The organism is Streptomyces sp. NPDC006687 (assembly GCF_040636215.1).
Classification (GTDB): domain Bacteria; phylum Actinomycetota; class Actinomycetes; order Streptomycetales; family Streptomycetaceae; genus Streptomyces.
The window spans coordinates 25,294-40,440 of sequence record NZ_JBEYJJ010000007.1 but is presented as its reverse complement, the minus strand read 5'-3'; the positions used below and the strand labels follow the sequence as shown (position 1 = coordinate 40,440).

Here is a 15,147-nt window from a genome sequence, read left to right as displayed (position 1 = left end):
ATGCTCGAAGCAGAGGTGCTGCGCGTCAAGCCCCGCGACGGTGCGCCGACGGACCGGACTCTTCGTCCTCGTCCTCGTCGTCATCGTTGTACAGATCCGCGTACTTGGCGTACGGGTCGTCGTCGTCCAGATCGTCATCGACTTCGACCGGCGCGCTGATCAGCGGCTCCGTCGGCGATGCGCCCAGCTCATTGGCCAGACGCGTCAGGTCGGTCCCGCCGCTGTTGTACTTCAGCTGGCGGGCGACCTTTGTCTGCTTGGCCTTGGCCCGGCCGCGCCCCATGGCTCGACCCCCTCGGTGACGGGGCTCGACGGCCCCAGAGTCTGACACGCGTTCATGGTTCGGAGCGGGCTCTCCGTGAAGAGACCGTCCGTAGGGGTTTAACGGTACCTGCTTCCGCGGCCATACGGTACGCCGCCCGCATGACGTGCCTCTCCACAGGACCAGCGGGACACCCCGTACTCGCTGGTCAGCTGCGATTTTAACGCTTTCCTGCCCGGCGACCCGCCGAAGCGCAGTGAGTTCCGTCTCGCCGCGCCCCGGCGGGTCCCCGTCGGGGCTACGCCTGGCGGGCGGCGGCGCGCGCCGCGAGGGCGTCGGCCATGCGCTGCTCGGCGATCCGGTCGGCCGCGGCGGCCGGCGGGATCCCGTCCTCCTTCGCACGTGCGAATATGGCCAGGGTGGTGTCGAAGATCTTCGACGCCTTGGCCTTGCACCGGTCGAAGTCGAAGCCGTGCAGCTCGTCGGCGACCTGGATCACGCCGCCCGCGTTGACCACGTAGTCCGGGGCGTAGAGGATCCCGCGGTCCGCGAGGTCCTTCTCCACGCCGGGGTGGGCCAGCTGGTTGTTGGCCGCGCCGCACACCACCGAGGCGGTGAGGACCGGGACGGAGTCGTCGTTCAGGGCGCCGCCGAGCGCGCAGGGGGCGTAGATGTCCAGGCCCTCGGTGCGGATCAGGGCCTCGGTGTCCGGGACGGCCGTGACCTTGCCGCCGGGGTGCTTGTCGAGGATCTCCTGCACGGACTGCACGCGGACGTCCGTGATCACGACCTCGGCGCCGTCCTGGAGGAGGTGCTCCACCAGGTGGCGGCCGACCTTGCCGACGCCCGCGACGCCGACCTTGCGGCCGCGCAGGGTCGGGTCGCCCCACAGGTGCTGGGCGCTGGCCCGCATGCCCTGGAAGACACCGAAGGCGGTGAGGACGGAGGAGTCGCCGGCGCCGCCGTTCTCGGGGGAGCGGCCGGTGGCCCAGCGGGTCTCGCGGGCGACGACGTCCATGTCGGCCACGTACGTGCCGACATCGCAGGCGGTGACGTAGCGGCCGCCGAGGGACTCCACGAAGCGGCCGTAGGCCAGCAGGAGTTCCTCGGACTTCAGGATGGAGGGGTCGCCGATGATCACGGCCTTGCCGCCGCCGAGGTCGAGACCGGCGAGGGCGTTCTTGTACGACATACCGCGCGAGAGGTTCAGCGCGTCGCGGACGGCCTCCTCGTCGGAGGCGTACGCGTGGAAGCGCGTGCCGCCGAGGGCGGGGCCCAGGGCGGTGGAGTGGATGGCGATGACGGCCTTGAGTCCGGTGGCCCGGTCCTGGCACAGCACGACTTGCTCGTGGCCGCCCTGCTCACTGCGGAACAGGGTGTGCAGGACGCCGTCGGTCATTTCGGTCACGGTGGTGACTCCCATGGAAGAGATGCGGCGGAAAAACGCCCGCCCTGCGGGTGGGGGAGGGCGCACTGGGAGCAGAGTAAGACCTGAGGCGGGCGCCGGTACCCCCTGTCCGGGGATCGGAACACTCATGAGCCACACACGGTCGGCGGGCCGGTCGGCGGATTCGCTGTCCGGCCCGCGAGTTGGAGGTGAACCGGGCCCCGAAAGCGGGGAGGACGAGGGGGTGAGCGAATCCCCCGACCTCCGGCCGCCGGCCGCGCGGCCCGCGCCGATGGTCCCGTACGCCTCCTACCTGCGGATCTACGAGCCCCTGACCTCCTTCCCGGAGCCGGAGCGCACGCACTGGGCGGCGTATGCCCGGCGCGGGACCGCGCCAACCGCCCAGGACGAACTGCGCCGCTGTCTTTCCGACTTGGTCCGCGTACCCGTGACCGGTGTCCCGGCGCACGAGAGCGGGGACGCCTTCACGGCCGAGCGGGACGGGGTGCTGCTGGTGTGCCCCTGGCGGACGCGGCTGCGCGGCTGGCTGGCGCTGGAGGAGCTGGTGGCGAACTTCCCGGCGCCGGTGCTGGACGCGGCGCTGCCCCCGGCGGCCCGGCGCAGGGCGGCCGCCGCGTACGAGGCGTGGCGGGAGCGCAACCCCGACGCGCGGCCCTGGATCCGTACCGGGGTGTGGCAGGTGCCGCTGCGCTGGTTCGTGCTGGTGGGGGACGAGGAGCGGGAGTACCTGCCGGGGGAGCGGCTGCGCTACCGCACGCCGATGGTGCAGGCCCGGCGCCGGCTCGCGCGGGCGCTGCGGACGCTGCGCGAGGCGGAGGGCCGGGAGCAGCGGGGGTACGGGCCGCTGGCGGAGGGGCTGGCGGAGGTCGGCCGCTGGCTGGAGGAGTTCCATCCGCGCTCGATGGTCGAACTGGACTACGGCGGGCTGCTGCACGCGCTCCCGGCTGACGGCCTGGCCGCGGACCGCTCGGCCCGCGACCTCGCGGAGGGGCTCACGGCCCTGCGGGAGGGGGACCAGGAGGGGGCGGCGGCGGTGTACCAGGAACTGGCCGGTCGCTGGGGGGCGGTGAGGGAGAGACTTTTCGCGAACTAGAGGCAGCCTTGACCCTTTCGGGAACCGGGGTCTGCGTAGATCATGGGCGTAGGTGTTCGGATCCTGTTCGGAGCCCGTTCGGGCGCTACGCGTATCGCCCGTACCGGTCATGATCGGCCGAATGGCCCACACGCCGCAGATCAGGGGCTTGGTCACGGTATTAGGGTCTTTGTCCCAGGACCTACGTCCCGATCCGGGCCATTGGCCCAAGCGTGACGGACCGCACTATCCACACCCTTGCGCCCATCCCCTATCCTCATGCCAAAATAGGACAAGGAGTCCGGGGAGGGTTCCTTCCGCCCAACTAAGGGCGGAATGCTCGGTATTGCACTCTATGGGGGGTCTGACGACTCCTGATCGCTCTGTGACTGATCGTCACAGTGGGGTGACTGTCCGTTATGGGACGGTCCATCGGCTTCCGCCGCTGATGAACACCTCGGAGGGCAATTCCATCGGTTTGGCCGTCGAGGCTGGACGGATGGTGTAGTTGTAGTGCCGAGGACAAGCCGTTCGTCCTATAACCGACTCGGCCTGCGTATGTCCATTTCGGGCAACGTGGGCCAAGGTGCAGAATTTAGAGGAAAGAACCGAGATGGTTCGGTTCTCCCGAGGAGGCCGCTCATGACCGCTCGCACCCCTGATGCCGAGCCGCTGCTGACCCCGGCTGAGGTTGCCACCATGTTCCGCGTGGACCCGAAGACGGTTACCCGCTGGGCCAAGGCCGGCAAGCTCACGTCCATCCGCACCCTGGGTGGACACCGCCGATACCGCGAGGCCGAGGTTCGCGCACTGCTCGCGGGAATTCCGCAGCAGCGCAGCGAGGGCTGAGGTCGCGCAGCACCACCGCTTTAAAGGGTGCGTATCGGATCCCCCAATCCGATGACCCACAACAGCTTCACGCGGCGGAGCCTGCCCCAACAGGCACTGCCGTCGATCGCGCTGGACTCCGCCGGGTCCAGCGCGATTTTTTTGTGCCCGCCACGTCTGCGGCCGGGTAGGTGCCATTGCACATATTAAATCGAGCGGGCGTAGGGCTCCGATAAATGTGCGAGTCTCAAAAACTCATGAGGTGACTCCCGTCACAGCCGCCCCCTCACTCGAAGGGGGGATTTCCTCTCTCCGGAGGCATGTATTCCCGAAAGCCTCCCGGAGGGCCCTGGAGGCCCCCCGGAGTGAGCGCGGACCCCAGCGGGTCCGGCGGGGCGGCCGGGGCCGCCTGAGGGGCTTCCAGAGGCGCCGTGAGCCCCGAGTGATCATGAGGTGGCGGAGCGCGCACGAGGGGGCCGGACCGCCGGAGCCGACAACGCGTCAGGGCCCGTATCCCTTGCGGGATACGGGCCCTGACGTTTCTGCGATCCTGACGGGACTTGAACCCGCGACCTCCACCTTGACAGGGTGGCGAGCTAACCAACTGCTCCACAGGACCTGGCGTGCGGCCGATTGCCCGGCTGCGAAACAGACTGTACAGCAGCACGGGGGGTGGGGTCGAACCAGCCCGCTCCGCGATCACGGAGCGAGCGCGTCCACCGCCTTCACGATGCGCTTGTCGGAGATCGGGTACGCCGTCCCCAGCGCGTGCGCGAAGTAGCTGACCCGCAGCTCCTCGATCATCCAGCGGATCTCGGTGACCGCCTCCGGCACCGGCCGGCCCTTCGGCAGCTGTTCCAGCAGCCAGAGGTACTCGTCCCGCATCTCGTGGACCTTCTCCATGCGCGTGGTGTCGCGCTGGACCCCCGTCGGCATCTGCTGGAGCCGCCGGTCGATCGCCACCAGGTAGCGCATCAGGTCCGGCAGCCGCTTCAGGCCGGTCAGGGTCACGAACCCGGCCGGCATCAGGGCCGCCAGCTGCGTCTTCACGTCCGCGATGTTCGCCATCAGGGCCAGGCTGCTGGTCGCCTTCAGCCGCCGCTCGCACGCCTGCCAGGCCGCCAGGACCTGCTGGACCTGTCCCACGGTCCGCACGGTGGTGTCCACCAGGTCGGCCCGGACCGCGTCGAAGAGCCGGCGGAAGGCCGCCTCGTCCCAGGCCGGACCGCCGTGGTCGGCGATCAGCTTGTCGGTGGCCGCGGTCGCGCAGTCGTCGAACAGCGCCTGGATGGAACCGTGCGGATTGCGGGAGAGTGCCAGCTTCTGCTGGTTGGTCAGCTTCTCCGAGGCGAACTTCGCCGGGTTCACCGGGATGTTGAGCAGGATCAGCCGCCGGGTGCCCAGCCACATCGCCTGCTGCTGCTCGGCCTCGGTGTCGAAGAGCCGTACGGAGACGCTCGTCCCCTCGTCCACCAGTGCCGGGTACGCCTTCACCGGCTGGCCGGCCCGGCGGGTCTCGAAGACCTTGACCAGGGTGCCGATGGTCCAGTCGGTCAGGCCGGAGCGCTCCACCGACTCCCCGCCCGTCCGCTCGGCGGTGGCGGCCGCGGCCTGGGAGAGGGCCTGGCGGGCCTTCGGCTTCAGCTTCAGCCGCAGGGCCTCCAGGTCCTTGTCCTCGGCGATCTTGCGCCGCCGCTCGTCCACGATCCGGAAGGTGATCTTCAGGTGGTCCGGGATCCGGGAGAGGTCGAAGTCCTCCGCCGAGACGGGCACCCCCACCATCCGCTGGAGCTCGCGCGCCAGCGCCACCGGCAGCGGCTCGCTCAGCGAGGGCGACTGCTCCAGGAAACGGGAGGCGTAGTTCGGGGCGGGCACGTAATGCCGGCGGATCGGCTTGGGCAGCGAGCGGATCAGCTCGGTGACGACCTCCTCGCGCAGCCCCGGGATCTGCCAGTCGAAGCCCTCGCCGGTGACCTGGTTCAGCACCTGGAGCGGGATGTGCACGGTCACGCCGTCCGCGTCCGCGCCCGGCTCGAACTGGTACGTCACCCGGAACTTCAGCTGCCCCTGCCGCCAGGAGTCCGGATAGTCGGCCTTGGTGACCCCGGCCGCCTTCTCCGTCAGCAGCATCTCCCGCTCGAAGTCGAGGAGTTCGGGCTCCTCGCGCCGCTTGTGCTTCCACCAGGAGTCGAAGTGCGCCCCCGAGACCACGTGCTCGGGGATCCGCTGGTCGTAGAAGTCGAACAGGGTCTCGTCGTCCACGACGATGTCGCGGCGCCGCGCCCGGTTCTCCAGCTCCTCGACCTCGGTCAGCAGCTTGCGGTTGTCCGCGTAGAACTTGTGGTGCGTGCGCCAGTCCCCCTCGACCAGCGCGTTGCGGATGAACAGCTCGCGCGAGACCTCGGGGTCGATCCGGCCGTAGTTGATCTTCCGCTGGGCGACGATCGGCACCCCGTACAGAGTGACCTTCTCGTACGCCATGACCGCCGCCTGGTCCTTCTCCCAGTGCGGCTCGCTGTACGTGCGCTTGATCAGGTGCTGCGCCAGCGGCTCCACCCACTCGGGCTCCACCTTGGCGTTCACCCGCGCCCACAGCCGCGAGGTCTCCACCAGCTCCGCCGACATCAGGAACTTCGGCTGCTTCTTGAACAGCGCCGACCCCGGGAAGATCGCGAACTTCGCCGACCGCGCGCCCAGGTACTCGTTCTTGTCGGTGTCCTTCAGGCCGATGTGCGACAGCAGGCCGGCCAGCAGGGAGACGTGGATGTTCGTCTCGGCGGCGTCGGCCTCGTTGACGTGGATGCCCATCGTCTTGGCGACCGAGCGCAGCTGGGCGTAGATGTCCTGCCACTCGCGGATGCGCAGGAAGTTCAGGTACTCCTGCTTGCACATCCGGCGGAAGGAGGACGAGCCGCGCTCCTTCTGCTGCTCGCGGACGTAGCGCCACATGTTCAGGAAGGAGAGGAAGTCGCTCGTCTCGTCCTTGAACCGGGCGTGGTACTGGTCCGCCTGGGTCTGCTTGTCCGACGGGCGCTCGCGCGGGTCCTGGATCGACAGGGCCGCCGCGATCACCATGACCTCGCGGACGCAGTTGTTCTTGTCCGCCTCCACCACCATGCGGGCCAGGCGCGGGTCCACCGGCAGCTGGGAGAGCTGCCGGCCCATCGGGGTGAGCCGCTTCTTTGGGTCCTTCTCGGCCGGGTCGAGGGCGCCGAGCTCCTGGAGCAGCTGCACGCCGTCGCGGATGTTGCGGTGGTCCGGCGGGTCGATGAAGGGGAACTTCTCGATCTCCCCGAGCCCGGCGGCGGTCATCTGGAGGATGACGGAGGCCAGGTTGGTGCGCAGGATCTCCGCGTCCGTGAACTCCGGGCGGGCGTTGAAGTCGTCCTCGGAGTACAGCCGGATGCAGATGCCGTCGCTGGTGCGGCCGCAGCGGCCCTTGCGCTGGTTGGCGCTGGCCTGGCTGATCCGCTCGATGGGCAGCCGCTGCACCTTCGTGCGGTGGCTGTAGCGGGAGATACGGGCCGTGCCCGGGTCGATCACGTACTTGATGCCGGGGACCGTCAGGGAGGTCTCGGCGACGTTGGTCGCCAGCACGATCCGGCGGCCGGTGTGGGGCTGGAAGACCCGGTGCTGCTCGGCGTGCGAGAGGCGGGCGTAGAGGGGCAGGACCTCGGTGAAGCGCAGCTTCTTCTTGATCAGCGCGTCGGCGGTGTCGCGGATCTCCCGCTCGCCGGAGAGGAAGACCAGGATGTCGCCCGGGCCCTCGCCCTGGAGCTCGTCGACGGCGTCGCAGATCGCGGTGATCTGGTCGCGGTCGCTCTCCTCTGCGTCCTCATCGGCCCCCTCCAGCAGCGGCCGGTAGCGCACCTCCACCGGGTACGTACGGCCGCTGACCTCCACGATCGGGGCGTCGCCGAAGTGGCGGGAGAAGCGCTCCGGGTCGATGGTCGCGGAGGTGATCACGACCTTGAGGTCGGGGCGCTTGGGGAGCAGCTGGGCCAGGTAGCCGAGCAGGAAGTCGATGTTGAGGCTGCGCTCGTGGGCCTCGTCGATGATGATCGTGTCGTAGGCGCGCAGCTCGCGGTCCGTCTGGATCTCGGCGAGCAGGATGCCGTCCGTCATGAGCTTGACGAAGGTCGCGTCCGGGTTCACCTGGTCGGTGAAGCGGACCTTCCAGCCGACGGTCTGCCCGATCTCGGACTTCAGCTCCTCGGCGATGCGCTCCGCGACCGTGCGGGCGGCGATCCGCCGGGGCTGGGTGTGCCCGATCATGCCGCGGACCCCGCGCCCGAGCTCCATGCAGATCTTGGGGATCTGCGTGGTCTTGCCCGAGCCGGTCTCGCCCGCGACGATCACGACCTGGTGGTCGCGTATCGCCTCGGCGATCGCGTCCTTCTTCTGGCTGACGGGCAGGTTCTCGGGATACGTGACCTCCGGCATCCGCGAGGCGCGGCCGGCCAGTCGCGCGGCGGCCTTCTCGGCCTCCGCGGCGATCTCGCCGAGTACGGCCTGCTGGTCCTCGGGCTTGCGGATGCGGCGGGCGCCTTCGAGGCGGCGGCCGAGGCGGTGCGCGTCGCGGAGGGAGATCTCACCGAGAAGCGTCTGCAGGGCGGCGAAGGAAGTAGACATACCTGGTCGAGGATCTCACCTGGGCCGGGCGGGTGGCGAACGCATTTGTGCCCCTCCCCGTACCATTTCGGGACGAGTCCCCCAGTTGTGCGAGTGAGAGGCGCCCCACCTTTGTCCTCCCGTCCCGTTCGCCGCTCGCGGCCCGCCGCCGTGCTGGCCCTGGCGACGGCCCTGCTGGCCGTGGTGTTCGCCCTGCCGGGGGCGGTACGGGGGACGGCGGACGGAGGTCCCGCGCCGTCGGCCGGCGGGGTGCGGACGGGCTTCGCCGCTCCGGCAGGCGCCGGGGAAGGCACCGCCCCGCACGGGCCGCCGTCCCCGGGGTTCCTCCCGGCCGTGGCAGCGTCGCCCCAGGGCGGGGACGCGCCGGCCCGCGCGGTGGCCCGGGCGGCCTCCGCGGGCTCGGAGCCGGGGCCCGCGTGCGGGCCCGGGAGCGGGCGGGACGGGGTGGTGCCGGTGGTGCCGTCCCGAGGTGGGCACGAGCACGTTTCCGTGCTCGCCGCGCGGCCCGCGCCCGAGGGGGTGCGGCCGTACCGGGCCGAATGCGTACGGGTGCCCGTGCGCGGGCCCGGTCAGCGGGCACCGGGGCCGGTGGAGCTGTCCGTGATGCGGGTGTAGGGGAGCCGGTCCGCCGGTTCCCCCGTACATCCCGCTCTGGAGCACCCGTATGTCCACGTCCCGTAAGACCTCCCGCAAGCCCCTCCTCTACGCCGCCGGGGTCGCCGTCGCCGCGATCACCCTCGGGGTGGTCTCGTGGCAGACCACCGCGCCCCGTCAGGAGCACGACCGCCCCACCGCCAGCGCCTCCGCCTCCGACGCCCCCGACAGCGGTGCCTTCGCGGAGCTGAAGGCGCTGGCCCGCCGCGAAGCCGGGGACAAGCTCGCCGTGGGCCGCACCGACGCGCCCGTCGTCCTCATCGAGTACTCCGACTTCAAGTGCGGCTACTGCGCCAAGTTCGCCCGGGACACCGAGCCCGCACTGATCGAGAAGTACGTCACCGACGGCACCCTGCGCATCGAGTGGCGTAACTTCCCGATCTTCGGCGCCGAGTCCGAGGCCGCCGCCAAGGCCGCCTGGGCCGCCGGGCAGCAGGACCGCTTCGCCGCCTTCCACACCGCCGCCTACGCCGAGGGCGCCAAGGCCAAGGGCTTCGGCGCGGACCGGCTGACCGAGCTGGCCCGCGAGGCCGGCGTGCCCGACCTGGACCGCTTCAAGGCCGACATGGCCGGCGAACAGGCCGCCGCCGCCCTGCGCCGCGACCGGGAGGAGGGCTACCGCATCGGCGTCCAGTCCACCCCCTCCTTCCTCGTCAACGGGCAGCCCCTCGCCGGCGCCCAGCCCCTCGCCGCCTTCACCGCGGCCATCGACCGGGCCAAGGCACAGGCGAAGGCCCAGTGAGCGGCGTCGGCTACGCCGCCGCCCTGCTCGGCGGCCTCCTCGCCCTGCTCAGCCCGTGCAGCGCCCTGCTGCTGCCGGCCTTCTTCGCGTACTCCATCGACTCCCGCTCCCGGCTGCTCGCCCGCACCGGGATCTTCTACGCCGGCCTCGCCACCACCCTCGTCCCGCTCGGCGCGGCCGGCTCGTTCGCGGGCCGGTTCTTCCACTCCCACCGCGACCAGCTCGTCCTGGCCGGCGGCTGGCTGATCATCGTCCTGGGCCTGGCCCAGATCCTCGGCCTCGGCTTCGCACCGAAGCGGCTCTCCGAGCTCTCGGGGCGGATCCGTCCGACCACCGCCCTGTCGGTGTACGCCCTCGGCGCGGTCTACGGGCTGGCCGGCTTCTGCGCGGGCCCGATCCTGGGCAGCGTCCTCACGGTGGCGGCCGTCAGCGGCAGCCCCGTCTACGGCGGCCTCCTGCTGGCGGTCTACGCCCTGGGCATGGCCGTACCGCTGTTCGTGCTGGCCCTGCTGTGGGAGCGCTTCGACCTGGGCCGCCGGCCCTGGCTGCGCGGCCGGGCCGTACGGGTGGGCCGCCTGGAGCTGCACACCACCTCGCTGCTGTCCGGGCTGTTCTTCATCACCCTGGGCGCCCTGTTCCTGCTGTACGACGGGGCGAGCGCCCTGCCGGGGCTGCTGGACGTGGACGACTCGTACGCGGTGGAGGAGAAGGTGGGCGCCGTCGCGGACGCCGTCCCGGACTGGGCGCTCCTCGGGCTGGTCGGCGCCGGGGCGGTGGCCTTCGGGCTGCTGCACCGGCGGCGGACGGCGGCCCGCGAGGCCGAGGAGGCCCGTGAGGTCCAGGAGGCCGGGAAGCCTCCGGAGGAGTGAAACGCGGAAGGCCCCGTCCGGAGACGGGGCCTTCCTTCTGTGGCTGGGGCCGGGGTCGAACCGGCGACCTATCGCTTTTCAGGCGATCGCTCGTACCAACTGAGCTACCCAGCCACGAGACTGTTTCCAGCCTCAGCGATCCTGACGGGACTTGAACCCGCGACCTCCACCTTGACAGGGTGGCGAGCTAACCAACTGCTCCACAGGACCTGGTTTGTGCAAGAGCAAGTCTTGCACATGGTGTTGCGTACCCCCAACGGGATTCGAACCCGTGCTACCGCCTTGAAAGGGCGGCGTCCTGGGCCACTAGACGATGAGGGCTAAAGGCCCGCCGGGCACTTTTCAGCGCGTCGGGGACGTGAGAAGCATATGGGATCCGAGGAGGTATCGCCAAAACGGTTACCGCCCGGGCGGGGGAACGGCCCCGGCCGGGGCGACAATGGCCGGGTGCTGGAGATGACGCGCGAGGAGTTCGAGGAGCTCGTCGCAGAGGCGCTGGACCGGATTCCGCCGGAGCTGACGCGGCTGATGGACAACGTGGCGGTCTTCGTCGAGGACGAGCCGCCGGCCGGGGACCCCGAGCTGCTCGGCCTGTACGAGGGGACCCCGCTGACCGAGCGCGGCGAGTGGTACGCCGGCGTGCTCCCCGACCGGATCACGATCTACCGGAACCCCACGCTGCGGATGTGCGAGGACCGGGAGGACGTGATCGCCGAGACGGAGGTGACCGTGGTCCACGAGATCGCCCACCACTTCGGCATCGACGACGAACGCCTGCACGCCCTGGGCTACGGGTGACCCGGCCCGCACCGGGCGCGGAGGCCATCGACCCGGACGTCGACCTCCACGTCCCGGACCAGCGCGCCGAGCCGCAGGGCCGGGTCCTCGCGGCGGTGGCCGCCGGCGGAGCCCTGGGCGCGGCGGCCCGCTACGCGGTGGCCCTGCTGTGGCCGGCCGGGCCGGCGGGCTTCCCCTGGGCGACCCTGTGGACCAATGTGGCGGGCTGCGCGCTGATCGGCGTCCTGATGGCGCTGATCAACGAGGGCGGGCGGCGCGCTCCGCACCCGCTGCTGCGGCCCTTCGCCGGGACCGGGGTGCTCGGCGGGTTCACCACCTTCTCGACCTACGCCCTGGACTTCTCGCGGCTGCTGGACGCGGACCGCGCCGGGCTCGCGCTGGCGTACGCCGGACTGACCGTGGCGGGCGCGCTGGGCGCGGTGTGGGCGGCGGCTTCGCTGACGCGGCTGGCGCTGCGGGCGCGGGGGGCCGGGTGAACTGGCTGCTGGTGGTGGCGGGCGCGGTCATCGGGGCCCCGCTGCGGTACCTGACCGACCGGGCCGTGCAGGCGCGGCACGACTCGGTCTTCCCCTGGGGGACCTTCGTGGTCAACGCCGGCGCCTGCCTGCTGCTGGGGGTGCTGACCGGGGCCCTCCTGGCGGGCGCCGGGTCCTCGCGGCTGACGCTGCTCCTGGGGACGGGGCTGTGCGGGGCGCTGAGCACCTACTCGACGTTCTCGTACGAGACGCTGCGGCTGGCCGAGCGCGGCTGGAGGTTCCTGGCCGCGGCGAACGTCGCCGCCTCCCTGCTGGTGGGCCTGGGCGCGGTGACGCTGGGGGCGCAGGTGGCGCGGCAGCTGTTCGCGTGACCCCGGGGGCCTTCCGGGTAACTCGCACAAGGGGCGTGTCTCTTACGGGGTAAAGGGAGTTGGGCTCATTGACCCGCTCACCGCGGACCCCACCCCGCGTCCCGGAGGTGCCCCCGTGCGCCCGTTGCCCCCCTCCCTGTCCACCACCCTCAGACTGGCCGTCTCCGCCCTCGCGGTCGCGGCGACCGCGGGCTGCATGAGCGTCGGCGAGGACGCCGCGAAGCCGGGACCCGCCGCCTCGGTGGGCGGCAAGGACGCCGCCGGGGCCGGCACGGCCGCGGGCTCCGGGCACGGCTCCGGGATCCACGGCAACGGGCACGGCGTCAAGGAGGGCCCTCAGGAGGGGAAGTCCGCCGAGCCGGGGCGCTCCGCCGGGGCGCCCGGGGCCTCTCCCGGCCCCGGCGCGCCCGCGGGCAAGCCGGGCCAGCCCTCCCCGTCGGCCGGTCCCGGGGGCGGGGCCGGCGGGCAGGGGGGCCACGTGTCGTCCGGGGGCGGGTCCGGCTCGGGGTCCGGGACGGGCGGTTCCGGGTCGGGCTCCGGCTCCGGGTCGGGAGCCGGCGGGTCCGGTTCCGGGTCGGGGTCGGGTGGTGCGGGCGGGGCCGGTGGTTCCTCGTCAGGTGGGTCAGGTGGGTCGGGTGGTGCGGGCGGGTCCACCACGACGTCCGGCGGCGGGGAGAGCACGCCTCCTGTGACACAGCCCACGCCGAGCGAGCCGCCGCCCGCCTCCCCGGGGCCGAGCGTCGCCTGAGGGCGGGCGCGGGGGAACCGCGTCCCCGACCATCCCGGTCTGTCGGGCGTCGTCGCAGGTCAGAGGGGGTGGTGCAGGGGCGACTTGCCAGACCCCCGGGAGGGTGCGTATGGTTATAGATCGTTTGATCCCATTGCCCGGCGCCGAATCCGAAGAGCGCCGTGTGGCGCGTACTCTCCCTAGCCGTGGCTGACCGCATTGAGGCGGTCGATTTGCGATTCACGGAGTTTGGGCGCGTGCCGAGACTCCGGAAGGTTTCGCATTTCGCATGTCCATTTCCAGTTCTGACCGTTCCGTCATGCCCGAGAACGACTCCACCGAGATCGTCGACGCTGTTGAGGCCCTTGTGGTCACCGAGGCCATGGAGGCCGCGGAAGCGAACGAGATCATCGAGGCGCTTGAGGCCGATGTGACGGCCGACGCCGCTGACGCCGCCTCCGACGAGGACGCCGACGCCGCCGACGCCGAGCCCACGGTCACCTTCGCGGACCTCGGTCTGCCCGAGGGCATCGTCCGCAAGCTCGCGCAGAACGGTGTCACCAGCCCGTTCCCGATCCAGGCCGCGACCATCCCGGACGCCCTGGCCGGCAAGGACATCCTCGGCCGCGGCCGCACCGGCTCCGGCAAGACCCTCTCCTTCGGTCTGCCGACCCTGGCCTCGCTGGCCGGCGGCCACACCGAGAAGAAGAAGCCCCGCGCGATCATCCTCACGCCGACGCGTGAGCTCGCGATGCAGGTCGCGGACGCCCTCCAGCCCTACGGCGACGTCCTCGGCCTCAAGATGAAGGTCGTCTGCGGCGGTACCTCCATGGGCAACCAGATCTACGCCCTGGAGCGCGGTGTCGACGTCCTCGTCGCCACCCCCGGCCGTCTGCGCGACATCATCAACCGCGGCGCCTGCTCCCTGGAGAACGTCAAGATCGCCGTCCTCGACGAGGCCGACCAGATGGCCGACCTGGGCTTCCTGCCCGAGGTCACCGAGCTGCTCGACCAGATCCCCGGCGGCGGCCAGCGCATGCTCTTCTCCGCCACCATGGAGAACGAGATCGGCACCCTGGTCAAGCGCTACCTGTCCAACCCCGTCACGCACGAGGTCGACAGCGCCCAGGGCAACGTCACGACCATGACCCACCACGTCCTCGTCGTGAAGCCGAAGGACAAGGCGCCGGTCACGGCCGCCATCGCCGCCCGCAAGGGCCGCACCATCATCTTCGTCCGCACCCAGCTGGGCGCCGACCGCATCGCCGAGCAGCTCGTCGAGTCCGGCGTGAAGGCCGACGCGCTGCACGGCGGCATGACGCAGGGCGCCCGTACCCGCGTCCTCGCCGACTTCAAGGACGGCTACGTCAACGCGCTCGTCGCCACCGACGTCGCCGCCCGCGGTATCCACGTCGACGGCATCGACCTGGTCCTCAACGTGGACCCGGCCGGTGACCACAAGGACTACCTGCACCGCTCGGGCCGTACCGCCCGCGCCGGCAAGTCCGGTGTCGTCGTGTCGCTGGCGCTCCCGCACCAGCGCCGCCAGATCTTCCGCCTGATGGAGGACGCGGGCGTCGACGCCTCGCGCCACATCGTCCAGGGCGCCGGCGCCTTCGACCCGGAGGTCGCCGAGATCACCGGTGCGCGTTCGCTCACCGAGGTCCAGGCCGACTCCGCGAACAACGCCGCCAAGCAGGCCGAGCGTGAGGTCGCCGACCTGACCAAGCAGCTGGAGCGCGCGACCCGTCGTGCCGCCGAGCTGCGCGAGGAGGCCGACCGCCTCGTCGCCCGCTCCGCCCGTGAGCGCGGTGAGGACCCGGAGGCCGCCGTCGCCGAGGTCGTCGAGGCCGCCGAGGCCGAGGTGGCCGCGGCTGTGGCCGAGCAGGCCAAGCAGGCCGCCCAGGCCGCCGCCCAGGAGCAGCGCAGCTTCGAGCGCCGCGACGACCGCGGCAACTTCGAGCGCCGCGACAACCGACGCGACGACCGCGGTGACCGTGGCGGCTTCCGCCGTGACGACCGTCCGTCCTCCGGTGGTGGCTTCCGTCGCGACGACCGTCCCTCGGGTGGTTTCCGTCGTGACGACCGTCCGTCGGGTGGCTTCAACCGTGACGACCGCGGTGACCGTGGCGGCTTCCGCCGTGACGACCGTCCGTCCTCCGGTGGTGGCTTCCGCCGTGACGACCGTCCCTCGGGTGGTTTCCGTCGCGATGACCGTCCGTCGGGTGGCTTCAACCGTGACGACCGCGGTGACCGTGGCGGCTTCCGCCGTGACGACCGTCCGTCCTCCGGTGGTGGCTTCCGCCGT

At 71.4% G+C, this 15,147-nt stretch carries 12 protein-coding genes and 4 tRNA genes; 9 read left to right on the top strand and 7 right to left on the bottom strand.

Annotated elements, in window-relative coordinates; translation table 11 throughout:
* Positions 1-25: 25 nt before the first annotated feature.
* Positions 26-283 carry a DUF3073 domain-containing protein gene (locus ABZ716_RS10965; protein ID WP_351877376.1) on the bottom strand — a complete coding sequence of 86 codons (258 nt, stop codon included), beginning with the start codon at positions 281-283 and terminating at the stop codon, positions 26-28.
* 277 nt (positions 284-560) lie between these two features.
* The gene (locus ABZ716_RS10960; RefSeq protein WP_358809825.1) at positions 561-1,670 is read right to left on the bottom strand and encodes a Glu/Leu/Phe/Val dehydrogenase dimerization domain-containing protein; all 1,110 of its coding nucleotides are present in this window, start codon (positions 1,668-1,670) and stop codon (positions 561-563) included.
* A gap of 271 nt (positions 1,671-1,941) precedes the next feature.
* On the opposite strand from ABZ716_RS10960, the gene ABZ716_RS10955 reads away from it, so the two are divergent.
* Both ABZ716_RS10955 and bldC read left to right on the top strand, forming a co-directional pair.
* Positions 1,942-2,763: a hypothetical protein gene (locus ABZ716_RS10955; RefSeq protein WP_358958430.1), complete on the top strand. Its 822-nt coding sequence runs from the start codon at positions 1,942-1,944 to the stop codon at positions 2,761-2,763.
* A 621-nt stretch (positions 2,764-3,384) separates the two neighbouring features.
* On the top strand, positions 3,385-3,591 hold the full coding sequence (gene bldC / locus ABZ716_RS10950; protein WP_020869672.1) for a developmental transcriptional regulator BldC: 207 nt from the start codon (positions 3,385-3,387) through the stop codon (positions 3,589-3,591).
* Between the two features lie 524 nt (positions 3,592-4,115).
* Here bldC and ABZ716_RS10945 read toward each other — a convergent pair.
* Positions 4,116-4,189 (bottom strand) — tRNA-Asp (locus ABZ716_RS10945).
* Between the two features lie 80 nt (positions 4,190-4,269).
* Positions 4,270-8,202, bottom strand: a complete 3,933-nt coding sequence (gene hrpA, locus ABZ716_RS10940) for an ATP-dependent RNA helicase HrpA (protein WP_358958172.1) — start codon at positions 8,200-8,202, stop codon at positions 4,270-4,272.
* A gap of 111 nt (positions 8,203-8,313) precedes the next feature.
* On the opposite strand from hrpA, the gene ABZ716_RS10935 reads away from it, so the two are divergent.
* The 3 genes from ABZ716_RS10935 to ABZ716_RS10925 are packed head-to-tail and all read left to right on the top strand — an operon-like array spanning position 8,314 to position 10,467.
* The gene (locus ABZ716_RS10935; RefSeq protein ID WP_358958170.1) at positions 8,314-8,817 is read left to right on the top strand and encodes a hypothetical protein; all 504 of its coding nucleotides are present in this window, start codon (positions 8,314-8,316) and stop codon (positions 8,815-8,817) included.
* Positions 8,818-8,866: 49 nt separating this feature from the next.
* Positions 8,867-9,598, top strand: a complete 732-nt coding sequence (locus ABZ716_RS10930; RefSeq protein WP_358958168.1) for a thioredoxin domain-containing protein — start codon at positions 8,867-8,869, stop codon at positions 9,596-9,598.
* Complete coding sequence (locus ABZ716_RS10925) at positions 9,595-10,467, top strand: cytochrome c biogenesis CcdA family protein (RefSeq protein ID WP_358958166.1); 873 nt, start codon at positions 9,595-9,597, stop codon at positions 10,465-10,467. Before ABZ716_RS10930 ends, ABZ716_RS10925 begins: the two co-directional genes overlap by 4 nt.
* 40 nt (positions 10,468-10,507) lie before the next feature.
* Here ABZ716_RS10925 and ABZ716_RS10920 read toward each other — a convergent pair.
* From ABZ716_RS10920 to ABZ716_RS10910, 3 genes are all read right to left on the bottom strand, one after another.
* A tRNA-Phe gene (locus ABZ716_RS10920) sits at positions 10,508-10,581 on the bottom strand.
* Positions 10,582-10,603: 22 nt separating this feature from the next.
* Positions 10,604-10,677 (bottom strand) — tRNA-Asp (locus ABZ716_RS10915).
* Between the two features lie 38 nt (positions 10,678-10,715).
* Positions 10,716-10,788 (bottom strand) — tRNA-Glu (locus ABZ716_RS10910).
* Positions 10,789-10,914: 126 nt separating this feature from the next.
* Between ABZ716_RS10910 and ABZ716_RS10905 the strand changes: the two genes are divergently transcribed.
* The 4 genes from ABZ716_RS10905 to ABZ716_RS10890 all read left to right on the top strand — a co-directional run.
* Positions 10,915-11,265: a metallopeptidase family protein gene (locus tag ABZ716_RS10905; protein ID WP_351877365.1), complete on the top strand. Its 351-nt coding sequence runs from the start codon at positions 10,915-10,917 to the stop codon at positions 11,263-11,265.
* The gene (locus ABZ716_RS10900) at positions 11,262-11,741 is read left to right on the top strand and encodes a CrcB family protein (protein WP_358809830.1); all 480 of its coding nucleotides are present in this window, start codon (positions 11,262-11,264) and stop codon (positions 11,739-11,741) included. Before ABZ716_RS10905 ends, ABZ716_RS10900 begins: the two co-directional genes overlap by 4 nt.
* On the top strand, positions 11,738-12,112 hold the full coding sequence (locus ABZ716_RS10895) for a CrcB family protein (protein ID WP_358958164.1): 375 nt from the start codon (positions 11,738-11,740) through the stop codon (positions 12,110-12,112). The genes ABZ716_RS10900 and ABZ716_RS10895 overlap by 4 nt, the downstream gene beginning before the upstream one ends.
* 1,016 nt (positions 12,113-13,128) lie before the next feature.
* Positions 13,129-15,147, top strand: a 2,019-nt coding sequence (locus ABZ716_RS10890) for a DEAD/DEAH box helicase (protein WP_358958161.1), incomplete at its 3' end; no start/stop codon positions are given.